Genomic DNA, 15,517 nt, shown 5'->3' on the forward strand with positions numbered 1-15,517 from the left:
GCAGGGAGCGAGGATGGCGGCGGCATGCCCAACACGGGGCCCGCAGCTCCCCCGCAGGCTCCCGCGTCGGCCCCGCGCCTACTGTCCGATGACCGGGGTCTGTCCTGCGAGGGCCTGAAGGAGGAAACGCCCGGTGTCCGTGCGCCCCTCCGCCGTCTGCGACGAGACGAAGTGACCGTCCACGGGCGGGGTCGGCTGGTACTGCCGGTGACCGATGGTCACCATCTCGCCGCTGACCATCCGATTCGCGCTCAGCGGCGCGTCGACCTGGTTCACCCCGAACATGACCAGCGTGGGGTTGACCGACACGATCCCACCAGCGACGGCGTAAGCCTGCATGGTGGCCTCGGGGCTGTAGGTATCCCCGAGCCCGTAGGTCATGAAGACGTTCGTCCCCACCTGACCAACGTGAGGGTTGCGCGAGAGACGCCGCGCGACGTTCACCGGGTCCGCCACATCGAAGAACATCTGGAACAGCGCGAGCGCTGGATGCATGTCGCCAGTCGGCAGCGAACCGTCTGGGTTGATGTCCCGCAGCGCGAGGGGCAGCAGACTGCGGATGTCGACGGGCTGCGTCTTGTTCAACAAGGACTGCGTGAGATCGCCACCCACGCCGCTCAGGACGACGTGACGCGCGAGGGGCTCGTCGGAGAGCATCATCGCCGCGTGCGTCGCGCCCTGCGAGTGCATGAGCATCGCGGTGTGGGCGATGTCGAACGAGAAGCCCTCGGGGATGGGGGAGTCGCTCATGGCGACCGAGCCCTGCTCGAGGAAGTAGAGCACGCTCATGAGGTCCGCAGCGCCCTGTAGGACGTTGTCGCGCGCCGCACGCGGGTTGATGAAGTTGAAGAACAGCGTCTCGGGCCCTTCGGAGGTGGCGCCCCGCCGCGACCCGTGCATCGGGAGGTCTATCGAGATGGTGGCGGCCCGCACCGTGGCCGCACCCGAGACCGCGTCCGCGACGTCGCCTGCGCGCCCCCCGTCGATGGCGTCGCGGAACGACCCGCCCGTCCCGTGCCCCGTGAACAGCACGGGCCAACCCTCGACCGGCATGGTGGCGTTCTTGGGGATCGTGATGGCGACGCAGACGTCTTCCGTCCGGGCGATGACGGGGGCGCCTGCGTCGTAGGCGATGGCTCCACCGTCGGCCGGCGTGCTGTAGGGGGGCGTGCCCGCCTGGAAGATGGGCAGCGCGATGCGGCCGTGGATCTCGTAGAAGTCGGGGTCTGCGGCCCCGCAGGCACCGCGGCCAGTGGCGGCGTCGAGGCAGGGTGAGGTCACACCCGTGTCGCACAAGGTGAGGTCGCTGAGCGTGGGCACGTTGCCTGCGCGGATGGTCTCCCGGAAAGCAGTCATCTCGGGCTCGCGCTGTGTGGTGAAGACCGTCGCGTTGAGCACGTCGGCGGTGTCGAGCTCCGCGTCGGTGGCGAGGAACGCCCGCAGCGGCGCATAGGCATCCCAAGCGGGCCCGAGGATGACGTCGGCTGGGCGCGTATCGCCGAGCAGCGCGTCGAGATCCGGCGAGCGCGCGAAGGTGCCTCCAATGCTCTCGGCGGGCAGCAGCGAGGTGTCGAGCACGACGGCGTAGGTGGTGCCAGGGAGCAACGGCTGGCCATGCAGCGTGCGCAGGCCGAGCCAATCCTCGCAGATGTACTTGCTGATCGGACCGAACGTGTTGAGCCAGGAGGCGAGGTGGCGCGTCCCGTACTCGGGCGAGTCCGGGTCGACGTTGACGAAGTGGATGGCTCCCCCCGACGTCTCCCAGTCATAGCCCCGCGAGAAGCGGAAGAAGACCACGGGGTTCAGGCTGAAGCCGTCCAGGTCCGTCTCCGAGGCTCGGAGGTATCGGTCGATGGCGTCGATGTCGAGCGCCGTCGCTGGCGTGGGGTGCGTCGACAGGTCGAGCCCCGTCGCCGTGCGGCGGACGTCGTTCGGGAACGGTAGGCGATAGAAGTCACCGTCGAGCTCGGAGCCCGTGGGCACGTCGAAGAAGGCGCGTGGCGCGCCGTTGTCCTCGGGGCACGTCACGCCTGCCCACGCCCCCACCGTCGGCGGCGGGGGCGGCGAGTTGGCGGGCAGGGGCGGCGAGCTGACGCACAGCGGCGACGGCGAGGCCGGAGCGCAGGTGAGCCCCGCGAGGCACGCCGTGGCGGACGTACACTCGTCGGCGATGTCGAGCGTCCCCGCCTGCTGACAGGTGGCGCTCAGCCCTTGGAGATAGCAGACGAGCCCTGACTGGCACTCGTGCGAACCCGCGCACAGGTCGCCGACTTCACCGGTCCCCTCGGCCGCGCAGCGCCTGAACGCATCGCAGCGGAGCCCCTCGCCGCAGTTCAGATCCAGCTGGCAGATGGACCCTAGCTCGCCACCGGTAGTCGGTGCGCACAGACCCTCCGAGGAGCACACGAGCCCCGCGCGACACTGCGAGGGACGCTCACATGGGTCTCCCACCCCGCCCACCACGGTCATCGACGTGTCATCACCGCCACAGCCCACCCCCACCAGGGACAGGGCCAACCCAAGCCATATGCGACGCATTTCCGCACTATAGCGCCCCAGCTGTACGAAATGCGAGCGAGCCGAGGCCAGCGCTCGCAGCGGGAGCGGGTGCTGCGCGACGAACGCCGCGACGAGCAGCGCTCGATCGCGGGCCAAGACGGCGGCGTCTGCGCGGGGACGAGGGCGTGGAGCCCCGCGCGTCCCGCGACGCGTGTCGGCGCGGCCAAGGAAGTTGCATGGGGGCGGGTCGTCGGGGTTAGACTGAGAGTGAAGATCCACAGGCCCCGCCTCGTCCGAGGCACGCGGCGCTCCTGCGGTCCCCGCGGAACGCCCCTTGGACCTACTGCACATTGGAGTTCCCATGAGTCGAGCGCATCCCAACGCCCTCGCCCAAGCGGTCGTGAGCCTCTCGCTGACCGCCCTCTTCCTCCCCGCCATGGTGTCCGCTCAGACACCTGCGGAGATCGACGCCACTGCGCAACGCCTCAGCCAAGAGGTGCCGTGCGTTCGGACGCAGAACGAGCGCCTGGCCAGCACGCTGCGCCTGCTCGAGGAGGCCGAGCGCCAAGCCCGCTCGGCCTCCGGCGACGCGGCCCGACGTGACGCGGTGCACAGCGCGGAAGCCCTCGAGCTGCGCTTGGGTGTCATCGTGGGGGAGCTGCGCGCGTGCCTCGTCAGCGGTGCATCGCAGGGAGCCAGTGGGGCGGCCAGCACGCACACGGGGACGCTCTCGGCGACGGGCGCCACCGCGACCGGCAGCGGCACGGGATACGTACCCCCACCCCCACACGTCGTCGTCCGACACGATGGTGACGGAACCCCCCACCCAGCGGAGTCCCCCAACCCCGCGACCGAGGTGTTGGACAGCGGCCGCGCGCTGCCTGGGCAGCTCTACCTGGTGCAGGCCGAGCGCGTGGACGGCCTCGGCCGCGCCGACAACGCCGATGTGCGGCAAGCGGTGGATCGCGTCGCCCCACACATCTCCCACTGCTACGAGCAGCTCGTCAGCCACAGCGCACACCAGCGGGGCCGGGTCTACCTCACGTTCACGGTCACGCCGGAGGGGCGCGTGCGCGACATCCGCCTCGAGAACTTCACCATCTTCGACCGCACGTTCCAGCGCTGCGTAGGCGCCGCCGCGGGTCACCTGCGGGTGACGCACCCTGCCATCGGCGGCTCGGCACGCTACAGCTTCCACCTGCGCTTCGGGCCCCCCGTGGACCGCGGCACGCCCGAAGTCGACTGACCACCACGAGGGCCGGAGGTCAGTCGGACTTGCGGTACGCGTTCAACGCCTCGGCCTCGTCGTACGCGTGCTGGAAGCCCGTGGCCTTCTTGAACGCGGCGCTGTCGATGACGATGGGGAACTTGAGATGATCGACCGCGCCAGGGGGCAGGCGCGGCAGGCCGAAGCGCCCGAGCGTGAGGTTCATGAGCGCCTCGGGCACTGGGACGTTCTGGCGGCCCGCGTCGCGCACGACGTCGCTGAGCAGCATGGGCGGTGGACCGGAGACGTTGAACACGCCTCGTAGGTTCTTGTCGAGCGCCGCCACGATGGCGTCGGCGGCGTCGTTCTCGTGCATGAAGTGGAACAAGGGGTCGAACCCCAACACGGTGGGCACGCGCGGCCCACGGATGAAGTTCGCCAGCGTGCCGTGCTTGCTCCCGCCGAGGGTGTAACAGAGGCGCAGGACGCACGTGTCGACACCCGGGTAGCGCCACAGCGCGCTGCCGGCGTAGAGATCGGCCGCCACCAAATCCGCCAGCTCGGGGAAGCTGTTGAGCGCCATCGGCGGCTCGTCCTCGGTGTGGTAGAGGGGGGAGTCCGCAGCGGCGCCATAGTACGTATGCCGCCCGACGAAGAGCATCTGCTTGACCTCGTAGCGGTTGCAGTTCTCCACGATGGCGCGCGTGCCCTGTAGGTTGATGCGGTAGCGGTCGGGGCTCTTGTGGGTGAGGTGCGTGACCGTCGCCATGTGAATCACGGCGTCTGGCTTCTCCGTACGGAAGACGTCCTCCGCGGGCCGCTTTCGAATGTCCACCTGGAACATCTGCACGCGCTCGGGTGCGCCGGCCCAAGGGCGCCTGTCCACCCCCAGCACCGTGTGCCCAGCAGCGTCCAGCCGCTTGCCCACCAGTCGCCCGAGCTTGCCGCTGATGCCCGTGATCAAGACTTTCATCGAAGCTCCAACTCCTCTTCCGAAAGGGTGCCAGCCCGCAGCGCGCGCGCCTGCTCGATGAGCCAGGCGATGCGCGCCCGCACCTGCTCGACGTAGCCGTGGACGACCTCGTCCGCCTCGCTCCCATCGCCCTCGAAGAGCAGCGGCTCGCTATAGAGCACCTGCAGCGTCACGGGCTTGGGGATGGGAACGATGTACGGGGTGACGGGGATGTACGGGACGCCCATCAGCTGGCCGAGCTTGTAGAGGTTCATGACGGTGGGGATGGCCTCCCCGCCGCCCACGAACGCGAGCGGAACGATCGGCGTGTTGGTCTTGAGCGCCAGTCGCATGAAGCCGGTGCCGAAGCGGACCAGGCTGTCGGCGTCGCGGGCGAGCTTGGCCGTGCCGCGGGCGCCTTCGGGGAACACCATGAGCAATCGCTCGTCCCTCAGCAAGCGGTCTGCGTGCTCGGGCAGCCCCGTGAACTGCCCGAGGCGGCTGGCGAGCTGCGACGCCCCCGGCACCTTGTTGATGAACTTCTCGGCCATGCCTTGCGCCAGCCGCGGGGGGTCGAGCTCGAAGAAGCACGACGCGATGACCATCAGCGCGTCGAGCGCGACGCCCCCGGAGTGATTGCCGATGAGCATGGCGCGGCCAGACAGCGGGATGTGCTCGGCCCCATGGACGTGCACGTCGAAGTAGCGGCGGTATGCCCACGACAGGGCCGTGAAGAAGCGCGCCAGCTCGGCCTTGTCCACGCCATACGCGTCGATGCCGTGGTGACTGAACCCGAGCTCGAGCCGGTCCACGTCGGCGCGGACCTTGTCGTCGACCGGGAGCGCGCTGGTGAAGAGGCTCGGCACCAGCGTTCAGCCCAGGGCGCGCTCGACGGCGGCGACGAGCTCGGGGTCTTCAGGGGTGGTGGTGGGGGCGAAGCGCGCGACGACGGCGCCCTGACGGTCCACGACGAACTTGGTGAAGTTCCAACGGATGTCGCCGGGGCCCTCGGGCCCGACGTTCGCCTCGCTGAGCCAGGCGTACACGGGGTGGCGCCGCTCTCCATTGACCTCGATCTTCGCCATCATCGGGAAGGTCACGCCGTACTCGGTGGAGCAGAAGGTCGCGATGGCCTCGGCGTCGCCCGGCTCCTGTGCGCCGAACTGGTTGCAGGGGAACCCGATGACGCTGAGGCCGCGCGCGGCGTAGCGTCGCTGCAGCGCTTCCAGCCCCGCGTAGTGGGGCGTGAGCCCGCAAGCGGACGCCACGTTCACCACGAGCGTGGCCTTGCCTGCAAAGTCAGCCAACGAGACGGTCTCGCCGCCGAGGCTCAGGGTGGAGAAGTCGTGCAGTGACGCCATGCGCGAGGTGTACCACTCCCACGCGCTCCTGTCCTTCGCGTCGATGGGGGGCGCGTGGGCGGCGTTCAGTTCCCGCGCACCACCTGCTTCGCGCCGCGCGCCGTTAGCCAGTCGGCTGCACGTCCGACCAGGTCCCCGAGGAGCACGACGTCGTCGCCCTCCACCGTCGCGCCGCAGCCCAGCGCGCGCTTGAGGTCGCCAGCCCAGCGGGGAAGCTCGTCCGGAGGCAGCCCACGCACGCGGGTGACCGTCTTGCCGCCGCGGCCCTTCTTCTCGCGCTGCAGCACCAGCTTTCCGAGCCCTGGCGCGGGGCGAGCGCTCTCGGGCACTCCGTCGTCGGCAGTCTCGCTCCGCTCGATCGCGGAGGGTGGCCCCTTCGGGAGCTCTGCGCGCAGACTCCCGAGCGCTCCGAAGGGGCTGTGGAATGACGCCGAGGCAGGGGTCGGGACAGGAGCCGGGAGGGGCTTGGGCGAGCGCTTGGACACGCGGCAGCGTAGTTCGACGCACCGTCGGACGCGAGCCGAGCACCCAGCGTTTGACCCGCTTCCCGGTCGCAGCCCATCATCGCCGCGATGCGCGCTCCCCTCCCCCGCTGGGTCGCAACGTTGGCGGCCGGCACCGTGCCGCTCGCCGTGTTCGTGGGCACGAGCTCGGGCGTGGCGCACTGGCTCGACACGGGAGAGTTCGTCGGCGTCGCGTCGGACCTGGGCATCTCGCACCCACCCGGTCACCCGCTCGCGGGGATCGCCCTGGGCCTCGCGCGCTTGCTGCCTTTCGGACCGCTCGCATACCGGGTCGCCCTGACCTGCGCTCTGTGCGGTGCGCTGGCCGCAGCGTCCATGCAGCGCGCCGCGCGCCACGTGCTGGACACCCTCGGGCTGCAACGCACGACGTCGGACCTCCTCGCGCTCGCGGCCGCCCTCTACACGTCGCTCACCTACGCGTGGTGGTTCCAGTGCGTGCGACCCGAGGTGTACGCGCTCGAGGCCGCGCTCTCGGCGGTGATCCTGGAGCGCGCCGTGTTCGTGGAGTCGCGTTTTCCCCTGCGCGACACGGCGGCGCTGCGTGTCGGCGCCGTGGCCCTGGGGCTCGCCCTGGCCAACCACCACTTCCTCGCGCTGCTCCTGTTGCCTGCGATGGCACCCAGCCTGGCGCGCGTCTACGCCGACCGGGGCCCGCGGCCGCTGCTCCACGCGGCCGGCCTCACGTTCGGCGGGCTGCTCGTCTACGTCTACCTCCCGCTGCGCGCCGCGCGGCGGCCGCTGCTCGCGCTGGGCGACCCCACGTCCCTCGGTCGCTTCTACTGGGTGGTGTCGGCCGAGACCTTCCAGGGCAATCAGGGCGATGGGGTTCCGCTCCCGCTCGGCGAGCGCTTCGCCGACGTCGTGCTGCAGCTCCTCATGGACCTTCACCCCGTCGGGCTGTGCGCGGCGATGCTGGGGCTGTACGTCCTGCTGCGCTACGACAAGACGCGTCGTCTCGGGGTGCTCTTGGCGCTCGTCACGTTCGTGTTCGTGAGCGGTCGTGCGTGGCTCGGCTTCGTGCGCAGCAACCCCGACGCGCTGGGCTATCTCCTGCCCGCCTTCATGGCCCTCGGCATCCTCGCCTCCGCGGGGGTCGGAGTGGTGGTCGGTGTCTTGGAGCAACGCTTCCCCCGCCCGGCCGTGGTCTTGTGCGCGCTGCTGGCGGCGGGCTCCCTCGTGCAGATCGCGCGGCACGCCGAGGACGCGTCGCTCGCCCGGTACGTCGTCGCCGATCGCTTCGACGACGCGCTGGTGCGCGAGCTCCCGACCGGCGCCGTGGTGCTCCTCTATGCTCCCCAGACGGTCTTCCGCGTGCTGGGCAGCACAGGCGAGGAGCGTCTGCGTCCCGACGTCACGTTCGTCCCCATGCCGCTCCTGCACTACCCAGGGTTGCCCGCTCGCATCCTCGAAGAGGCCCCCGAGCTGCGCCCCGTGTTCGCGGGGATCGAGCTGACCGGCGACCTCCGCGAGCCGGATCTTCAGTCACTCGCCGCCGAGCGCCCTCTGTTCGTCGAGCTCGACGTGCGACTGCCGCGCGGGCTGTACGAGACGCTGGCGCCAGAGGGCCTCTACGCTCGGGTACTCCCCGGCGGCGCCACCGACACCGACATCCGCGAGGGGCGTGAGGCGCAGGAGGCGACGTGGGCACGCTTGCTGGCCGAGGCTGGCCCGGAGCCGGACCACGACACGCGCGCCCAGATCATCTACCGACGCTTCCATGACGCCATGTTCCTCGCTGCCGTAGGCGACCGCGAGGGTGCGCGGGTCGCGATCGAGCACGTGCTACGGCTCGCCCCCGAGGAGCGCGTCGCCCGCGCGCTGGCTGCGGTGTTGGCGACGCCAGACGAGCGGGGTCCCGTGGACGGCGAGCTGATCGAGGCGCTGTTCCAGCACATGGGTTCTGGGGTCACGCGCCCCACCGTCTCGGCCCACTGAGCGCGCCTATTCGTTGAACTGAAAGATGACCTCGCCGGGACGCACCATGCCCAGCTCGTCGCGTGCGATGCGCTCGATGGCAAAGGGGTCCGTGCGCAGCGCCTGCACCTCTCGCTGCAGGTCGCGCACTTCTCGACGCATGCGCTCGTTCTGCGCGTCGAGGTCCACCTGTTCTGCCTGGAGGGCGCGGTAGCGCGGCAGGCCCTCTTCCGCCAGGATGCGCGCTGGGACCGCGATGATTGCGCTGACGAGCATGATGAACGGCAAGAGCCAGGTCAGGCTCTGGCGCAGGTCGAGCACCACGTCCACCGGGGCGCCGTCCGCGGCGTGCTCGGTGGTGTCTCGGGGACCGCGCCGACCCCTCGATGGCGCAGGGTCGGGGTCCGTCGCCAGCGCGTCGTCCGTGGCGCGCACACGAGGACGCCTGCGCCCCCGCGTCCCTCGCTCGCTGTCGTCGCCCCGAGCACGTCGGCCGAGGCGGTCCGCGGAGCCCTCCGACAGACCCTGCTCCGAGTCGAGCGCGCCCTCGGACTCGAGGGACGAGAGTTCTTCCTCCACATCCTCGTCGCAAGACGCGAGGGCGGTTTCGTCGTGCGGCGTGCGCATCCGGGCGAGTGTGCCCGCCGGGGCCCGAAAGGCCAGTTTTCGTCAGCCGTTCGCGGCGCCGCGGTGAGCCTGCTATGTCCCCGCTCATGAGCGAGACGGACGAAGACGAGCGCCACCGTGGTCGCGAGGCCACCTCGCCCTACCCGGTGAGCCGCCTGGCTCCCGCGTTCCGCATGGACGACCTGGCGACGCGCGTCGCGGCCGCGAGCGAGGTCGTCAGCGCCGTCACCACACGCCGCCTCGAGCTGATCGCCGAGCAGATGCGCGCGTTGCGGACGCAGGCTGAGGCCGTGCTGCGCGACGCGGAGCGCGATCTGCAGCTGAACCACGCGCGCTGCTCGTTCCGGCGCAAACCCGGTCAGACCTACCACTTGTACCGGGATGCGAGTGGCCCCTTCTTCTCGATGCTCTCGCCGGCCGAATGGGGCGAGCGCGCGCCGGGCGACTTCGAGGGCTCGTTCCGCCTGGAGGCCGACGCGTCCTGGACACCTGCCGAGGAGATCGCCGCGCGCGACGCGCGTCGGGCCGAGATCCTTCCCCTGCTCCCGTGCTGACACACGAGACGAGGCCCGCCGCGGGAAGCCTCATTGGCGACCCCAGCGGCAGAGCCCCTCGACCACCTCGCCGAAGCTCGACCTACTGGGACCTCCACACACCGCGCGGCCCAGCGGCCCCGGCGGGGGCGGAAGTTCGGCGGCCGCCGCTTTCTTGCCACGAGTAGGCGCGGCGACGTACCACCGGCACCTGATGTCGAGCATGGTGACGGCAGCGCTCTCCCTCCGGCGCACGGTCCGTGCCAGCGCTGTGTTGCTCACGGCGCTCGCACTCGGCACCGTGGTGTGGCTCGGCGCGTTCCAGGGCGGACCCTCCTCGTTGGGGCTCGAGCACGCCGCCGCGGGGTTGCTCTGGCTCGCGCTGTTCGGACAGCGCGTGGCGCTGCGCGCACAAGCCATCGAGAGCGAGACACGCGGCGCGCACCTGGACCTCGAACTGGGCGTGCTGCTGCTGGTCGCGAGCCACGCGTTGGTGCAGCTCACGGGGGGTCTCGAGGGTCCCCTCTACCCGCTCGTCTACGTCGTCGTCGCCTTCCTCGCCTCGTTCGCGCGGAAGCCCGTGGGGCACGTGCTGGTGCTGCTGGCGCTGTGCGTGGAGGCGCCGCTCTGGTTCATGACCGAGTCGCACGAGAGCGCGCGCCCGTTCGTGCTGCACGCCGTGTTCATCGTGTTCTTCGGGGTGCTGAACATGATGTTCACACGCGCCGAGATCGCCCGTGTGCGCAAGCGCAGCATCAAGGCGCTGGACGAGGACAAGGCCAAGGCGCGCGAGGAGTCGCGCATGTTCCGCTTGGTGGCGCCTGCCAGCGGCCGCGCGCACGATGAGGACCGCTTGTTCCAAAGCTCCGTGGAGGAAGTGCACCACGCGCTCTACCACGTGCTGCACCTGCTCCACCGCAGCCTGGACCTGCACACGTGCGTGCTGCTGATGTTGGACGAGCGCGGTGAGCGCCTGCGCATCGTGGAGCTGGTGACCAACGCGGACGAGATCGCGGAGGGACCGTTCGCCGCGGGTGAGGGCGCCTTGGGCGCGGTCGTGCGCCGCCAGATCACCACCAACCTCGAGCACATCCGGCCCAACTACAAGGGCCTGCCCTACTACGCCGACGGAGCGCCCATCCAGGCCTTCATCGGTGTGCCCGTGCGCGAGGGGGACCAAGTGCGCGGCGTCCTGTGTGGCGACCGCCTGGCCGACCGCCCCTTCACGGCGCGCGAAGAAGAGGTCTTCGAGAGCGCCATCCGGCAGGTGCTGCGCGCGCTCGAGAACGAGCGGGTGTTCGTGCAGCTCGAGCGGGGCAAGCGCGAGCAGAGCATCCTGTTCAACGCCTCCCAGATGCTCGGGGCCGCGCTCAACGAGGCCGCCGTGATCGACGCGGGGCTCGAGGCGTCGCAGCAGATCGCGCCGTTCGACTTCGGCGCCATCACCCTCTACGACCCCGACAACAAGCGCCACACGGTGCGCAAGGCTGTCGGGCTACACGCCGACGAGTTCCAGAGCCTGAGCTTTCGCGACAACAACTCGCTCACGGCGATGGCGGTCAAGAACCACCACTACCTGCCGTACCGGGGTGACTTCGACCCTCGCCAGCAGACGGTCTACACCAAGCGCGAGAACCTGCGCGGGATGGACTCGCTCTTGATCCTGCCGCTCATCGTGCGCGAGGACGCCATCGGCACGCTCGCGCTCGCGGCGCGGCGTCGTGATGCGTTCGGTGACGCGGTGCGCCCCGCGCTGCAGGTGCTGGCGAACCAGCTGGCTGTGTCGCTCAGCAACGCGAAGGCCGTCGCGCGCCTCGAGGAGATGGCCACCACGGACGGCCTCACGGGCTGCCTCAACAAGCGCGCGTTCTTGGACGAGCTCGAGCGGCGCGTGCGCTCGGCCGAGCGCTTCGGCCGCAAGCTGTCGCTGATCGTCACGGACATCGACCACTTCAAGAGCGTCAACGACACCTACGGACACGCGACGGGCGACGTCGTGATCCGCGAGCTCGGCCAGATCCTGATGCGCGTCAAGCGCGAGACCGACCTGGTCGCGCGCTTTGGCGGCGAGGAGTTCTGCGTGCTGTGCGAGGAGACCGACACCGACGGCGCCATCTTGCTGGCCGAGCGCGTGCGCGAGGAGCTGGGCGAGACGGTGTTCCAGACCGAGAACGGCAAGCTGCAGGTGCGCGCCTCGCTCGGGGTCGCGACCTTCCCGACCCACGCCAAGACCCCCGAGGGCCTCTTCGACGTCACCGACAAAGCCCTCTACGCGGCAAAGCACGGTGGCCGCAACCAGGTGGTCGCCGCGTAGTTGCTCCGCTCAGGGTGCGGCGGCGGCAGCGCCCGAGTTCATCATGGCTTCGAGGCGCGCGCGGACGGCCGGCTCCAGCCGCTCGCTCGCCTGCTGGCAGGCCTCCTGGTGCTCCATTGCGTAGCTCACGACCAAGCACTGCTGGACTTCCTGCGGCATGACCCGGCAGACCTCGAGGAACGCATCGCGCTGCGGTAGGGGGTTGGTCGGCTGGTCCGGCATGGCCCGCGCGAGCTCGGCGAGCATGGCCTGCAAGCCTCGGTAGGAGACCCCGCACAGATCCTCGCCGTTGACCGGAACGGCAGCAGCCGCAGCGATGGCCCCTTCGATGGCGGCGCCCACCTCCTCCATGGTGTGCTGGGCTTGTGCGGGAGGTTCACCCGTGGGCGCCAAAGGGGTATCCGGGGCTGCTGCCGGGGCGCTGGGAGCCACAGCCTGCGCAGGCGCAGGCTCCGTGCCTTCCGCGACCGGGGGAGGCGTCTCGGGGACGACCGGTTCTTCGGGCGCAGGCGATGGCGTCGCGGGCGTGGCGCTGGGCGCGACGCGCGGTGTGTCGTCGGTAGCGCAGGCCCCGACCGAGCAACCGAGCAGGGCGACCAGAACGGCGATGCGTGTTCTCATGCCGCTTGGTATCAGCCCGGTTCAGAAGAGGCCACCATTCTCTGACGGGGGCGGCCCCCACGACCGCCCCAGCCGAGGTAGTCAAGCCACGTAGGGGCTCGAGATGTAGCTCTCGAGCTCGTGCAGCTCGTGCGCCAGGTCCGCGTGCAGCGCCTTGTTCACGTCGCCGATGGAGAGCATCCCATGCAGCTTGCCCGCGGCGACGATGGGTACGTGACGACAGCGGCGCTGCGTCATCGCCTCCATGGCGGCCGAGAGCGGCTGGTCGGGCGTCATCGTGAACAGCTCGCGCGTCATCACGTCCCGCACCCTTGTGGTGTCCGGATCGCGACGCGGCGCGACGATGCGCGTGAGCACGTCTCGCTCGGTGAAGATGCCCACCCAGGCGCCTGCCTCGCAGACCACGACCGACCCGATGTGGTGTTGGTTCATGACCGTGATGGCGTCCATCACGGTCGCGTCGACGTCGATGGTGTGGACCTGATGCCCCTTCTTTTCGAGCACCTCGCGTATGGTTCTTGTCATGCTTGCCCCCGTTTCCTCCGAGAGCGACGAGATGTGCATCGCCGCTTCGGAAGTGATAAACGTATCACTATATCCACGGGCACGAAAGGGCCTCACCTTGCATTAGACACCCATCGATACGGAGCCTCGGCATGGCACAGATGAAGTCACCAAAGTGGGCGGCACGTGACGATTCGCACGTGGACCTGGGAGGGAGCGCGCTGCTCTTCGGACGCGAGGGAGATCCGGTGGGCGAATACGCGGTCCGAGACCTGACGTCGCGCGGGGCGCTGCTGCGGGGACAGCCGTGGGCCAAGGGGGCGCCGCGTCGCGTGCACGTCCAGCTGGCGTTGCCCTCGCGCAGCGAGCCCCTGGAGGCCTGGGGACACGTGTGCCACTTCGTCGACGCGGGCGCGGGTGCTGCGGAGATGGAGCTGCGCTTCCACGGGCTGAGCGCCGACGACGAAGACCGCATCGAGGAGGCCATCCTGGCCGAGTGGGCACGCGTCCGCGACGCGTGAGCGCGGCGACCATGACAGCGACCGGCGCGCGACCGGGGCAGCGTCCGGCATACGGTGCGTCGAGGGTGCACCGCGCGTCGAGGGTGCACCGCGCGTCGAGGGTGCGCGGCGCGTCGAGGGTGCGCGGCGCGTCGAGGGTGCGCGGCGCGTCGAATCAACGCGCGCCCGCGACCCAGTCGAGCACGCGCGCGAGCTCCTCCGGCGGCAGGGGCGCAGACGGCGGCATGGGGCGCTCGTGCTGACGACGCACCCGGCGCTCGAGCTGCGTGGTGTCACCGTCGGTGGCCAGCCAGCCTTCGACCCGGAGGGTCCGCAGCGCCGTGTCTCCTTGCAGCAAGAACGCGTGACAGGCACCACAACGAGGGGCGAGGACCGCCGACCGTAGTGACTCGAACGCGGCGAGGGCAGCGGGCTGATCCACGGGCGCCGAGGTGCCTGCCGCGAACCTGGCGTCGTCGCCCATCCCCGCGTACCGCTCGAGGGCGACGCGCAGCACCGTGCCGTTCTTGTCCTCCACGAGCCACACGCTGCCATCGCGCGCGACGCCGAGCTCGACCGGCGCACCCTTGGGGCCCAGCTCGCTCGCGTCCCAGCCGCCCACCAGCTCCCCGGTAGGCTCGGTCACCGTGGGCATCCCACGCGCGTCGACCGGGAACACCAGCAGGCGATGGCCCGTGGCGCGGTACCCGTGGAGCGACACGAGCAGCGTCCCACGGAGGCCGGGCAACGCCTGCTGGTCGTAGTACGCGAGGCCGAGCGGCGCGCCGTGCGGGGGCAGCAACAGCAGCGGTGCATGGTAGGCCGCGTGGCTGGCCGGGTCGCAGCCGAAGTCCGAGTGGGTCCACGACGGGTCGCGCCCCACGCGGTCGAAGCAGTACGGCCAGCCGTAGTGGGCACCCGAGACGATCACGTTGAGCTCCTCGTGAGGGCTGTCCGCCTCGCTGAAGTCGGAGCCGTTCTCGCCCTGCAAGATGGTCCCGCTGCGGTGCGCCACGAGCGCGACCGAGTTGCGCAGCCCGCGGGCCAGCACCTCGGGGGTGCTCGCGTAGCGTCCATCCCCGAGGTGACGATAGAGGACCAGCGCGGCCAGGTCGTCCGCTTCGTCTTCGCACCGGGCGCGGGGCAGCGACTCGAGGCAGCGGTCGGTGGACGAGCCGCGGTTGAGCACGATGTCGCCAGTCGGCGTGAAGACGAACGCGCTCATCGGGTGGTAGCGGATGCGGTCTTCGCGCCGCAGCTGTGTGGCGAGCCCCGTAATGACCGGCTCGCGCGGGACGCTGACGAGCGCCACGCGGCCGGGGGTCGCTTGTGCGTGCTCCGGGGTGTCCAGCGCGTGGTTGGCTGCGCTCGGATCGAAGCGGAACACCCCGTCCACTTCGCCTACGTAGATCTTCCCATCCGGCCCCACACGCCCTCCGTGCGGTCGGTTGAGACCGGTCATGACCAGCTGCGCGAGCGGCGCTGGGGATGCGCCTGCCTCGGCCACGGCAGCCAGCTTCAGGCGGAACACGCGGCCAGCGTGCTCACGCTGCGCGCCACCGTCGATGACCCAGAACACGTCGTCGCGCTGCGGGTCCTGCACGATGGAGCGGGGTCGAAAGCGCGGGCCCGCGGCGGTGATGGCGGGGTGCGCGGCCGTGGTCACCAGCCCCACGCACGTGCCGGGCAGCGTCGTGAGCGAGAGGCGCGGGTAACCGTCACAGTCGCGTCCGACGTCGGCCTGATAGGGCCCGACGGTCTCCACGCGTGACGGTGGTGCGGGCGCGAGCGACGGCCTCGCCGCAGCAGCCTCGGACGGTGGCCTCGGCTCGGTCCCGTCCGCGGCACCAGCCGCCCCGTGGCCAGGGCCTGACGGTCCGACGCCTGCGCCCGCCGGGGATGTCGGCGCATCGGGCTCGTCACCGCCACACGCGGCGGCACCGACGACGCAGATGACGCAA

Annotated in this window: 14 protein-coding genes; 5 read left to right on the top strand and 9 right to left on the bottom strand. The window is 70.5% G+C overall.

Going from position 1 to position 15,517, the window contains the following annotated elements:
- Nucleotides 1-78 precede the first annotated feature (78 nt).
- Nucleotides 79-2,538: a hypothetical protein gene (locus tag H6726_08970; protein ID MCB9657763.1), complete on the bottom strand. Its 2,460-nt coding sequence runs from the start codon at nucleotides 2,536-2,538 to the stop codon at nucleotides 79-81.
- Nucleotides 2,539-2,860: 322 nt separating this feature from the next.
- Here H6726_08970 and H6726_08975 point away from each other — a divergent pair, with 322 nt between their 5' ends.
- The gene (locus H6726_08975; GenBank protein ID MCB9657764.1) at nucleotides 2,861-3,745 is read left to right on the top strand and encodes an AgmX/PglI C-terminal domain-containing protein; all 885 of its coding nucleotides are present in this window, start codon (nucleotides 2,861-2,863) and stop codon (nucleotides 3,743-3,745) included.
- Nucleotides 3,746-3,764: 19 nt separating this feature from the next.
- On the opposite strand, the gene H6726_08980 is transcribed toward H6726_08975, so the two are convergent.
- From H6726_08980 to H6726_08995, 4 genes are all read right to left on the bottom strand, one after another.
- Nucleotides 3,765-4,679 (bottom strand): SDR family oxidoreductase, encoded by a 915-nt coding sequence (locus tag H6726_08980; protein ID MCB9657765.1) that lies wholly within the window; start codon nucleotides 4,677-4,679, stop codon nucleotides 3,765-3,767.
- Nucleotides 4,676-5,470: an acyltransferase family protein gene (locus H6726_08985; protein ID MCB9657766.1), complete on the bottom strand. Its 795-nt coding sequence runs from the start codon at nucleotides 5,468-5,470 to the stop codon at nucleotides 4,676-4,678. The genes H6726_08980 and H6726_08985 overlap by 4 nt, the downstream gene beginning before the upstream one ends.
- A 60-nt stretch (nucleotides 5,471-5,530) precedes the next feature.
- Nucleotides 5,531-6,019 (bottom strand): glutathione peroxidase, encoded by a 489-nt coding sequence (locus tag H6726_08990; GenBank protein MCB9657767.1) that lies wholly within the window; start codon nucleotides 6,017-6,019, stop codon nucleotides 5,531-5,533.
- Nucleotides 6,020-6,084: 65 nt separating this feature from the next.
- Nucleotides 6,085-6,348, bottom strand: coding sequence for a translation initiation factor (locus tag H6726_08995; protein ID MCB9657768.1), 264 nt, complete (start codon nucleotides 6,346-6,348; stop codon nucleotides 6,085-6,087).
- A gap of 243 nt (nucleotides 6,349-6,591) precedes the next feature.
- Between H6726_08995 and H6726_09000 the strand changes: the two genes are divergently transcribed.
- The gene (locus H6726_09000) at nucleotides 6,592-8,478 is read left to right on the top strand and encodes a DUF2723 domain-containing protein (GenBank protein ID MCB9657769.1); all 1,887 of its coding nucleotides are present in this window, start codon (nucleotides 6,592-6,594) and stop codon (nucleotides 8,476-8,478) included.
- Nucleotides 8,479-8,484: 6 nt separating this feature from the next.
- Here H6726_09000 and H6726_09005 read toward each other — a convergent pair whose 3' ends face one another.
- Complete coding sequence (locus tag H6726_09005; GenBank protein MCB9657770.1) at nucleotides 8,485-9,084, bottom strand: septum formation initiator family protein; 600 nt, start codon at nucleotides 9,082-9,084, stop codon at nucleotides 8,485-8,487.
- A gap of 74 nt (nucleotides 9,085-9,158) precedes the next feature.
- Between H6726_09005 and H6726_09010 the strand changes: the two genes are divergently transcribed.
- Both H6726_09010 and H6726_09015 read left to right on the top strand, forming a co-directional pair.
- A complete protein-coding gene (locus H6726_09010; protein ID MCB9657771.1) occupies nucleotides 9,159-9,638 on the top strand; it encodes a DUF2452 domain-containing protein in 480 nt (159 codons plus the stop codon).
- A 193-nt stretch (nucleotides 9,639-9,831) separates the two neighbouring features.
- Nucleotides 9,832-11,931, top strand: coding sequence for a diguanylate cyclase (locus H6726_09015; GenBank protein ID MCB9657772.1), 2,100 nt, complete (start codon nucleotides 9,832-9,834; stop codon nucleotides 11,929-11,931).
- A 9-nt stretch (nucleotides 11,932-11,940) separates the two neighbouring features.
- Here H6726_09015 and H6726_09020 read toward each other — a convergent pair whose 3' ends face one another.
- Together H6726_09020 and H6726_09025 are read right to left on the bottom strand one after the other, a co-directional pair.
- Nucleotides 11,941-12,552, bottom strand: a complete 612-nt coding sequence (locus tag H6726_09020; GenBank protein MCB9657773.1) for a hypothetical protein — start codon at nucleotides 12,550-12,552, stop codon at nucleotides 11,941-11,943.
- An 81-nt stretch (nucleotides 12,553-12,633) separates the two neighbouring features.
- Nucleotides 12,634-13,077 (bottom strand): CBS domain-containing protein, encoded by a 444-nt coding sequence (locus H6726_09025; GenBank protein ID MCB9657774.1) that lies wholly within the window; start codon nucleotides 13,075-13,077, stop codon nucleotides 12,634-12,636.
- 131 nt (nucleotides 13,078-13,208) lie between these two features.
- On the opposite strand from H6726_09025, the gene H6726_09030 reads away from it, so the two are divergent.
- Entirely contained in the window at nucleotides 13,209-13,577 is a 369-nt protein-coding gene (locus H6726_09030; GenBank protein MCB9657775.1) for a PilZ domain-containing protein, read from the top strand.
- Between the two features lie 154 nt (nucleotides 13,578-13,731).
- On the opposite strand, the gene H6726_09035 is transcribed toward H6726_09030, so the two are convergent.
- Nucleotides 13,732-15,321 carry a PQQ-dependent sugar dehydrogenase gene (locus H6726_09035; GenBank protein MCB9657776.1) on the bottom strand — a complete coding sequence of 530 codons (1,590 nt, stop codon included), beginning with the start codon at nucleotides 15,319-15,321 and terminating at the stop codon, nucleotides 13,732-13,734.
- Nucleotides 15,322-15,517: the final 196 nt, after the last annotated feature.

Source organism: Sandaracinaceae bacterium (genome assembly GCA_020633055.1).
GTDB lineage: Bacteria > Myxococcota_A > Polyangia > Polyangiales > Houyiibacteriaceae > JADJJE01.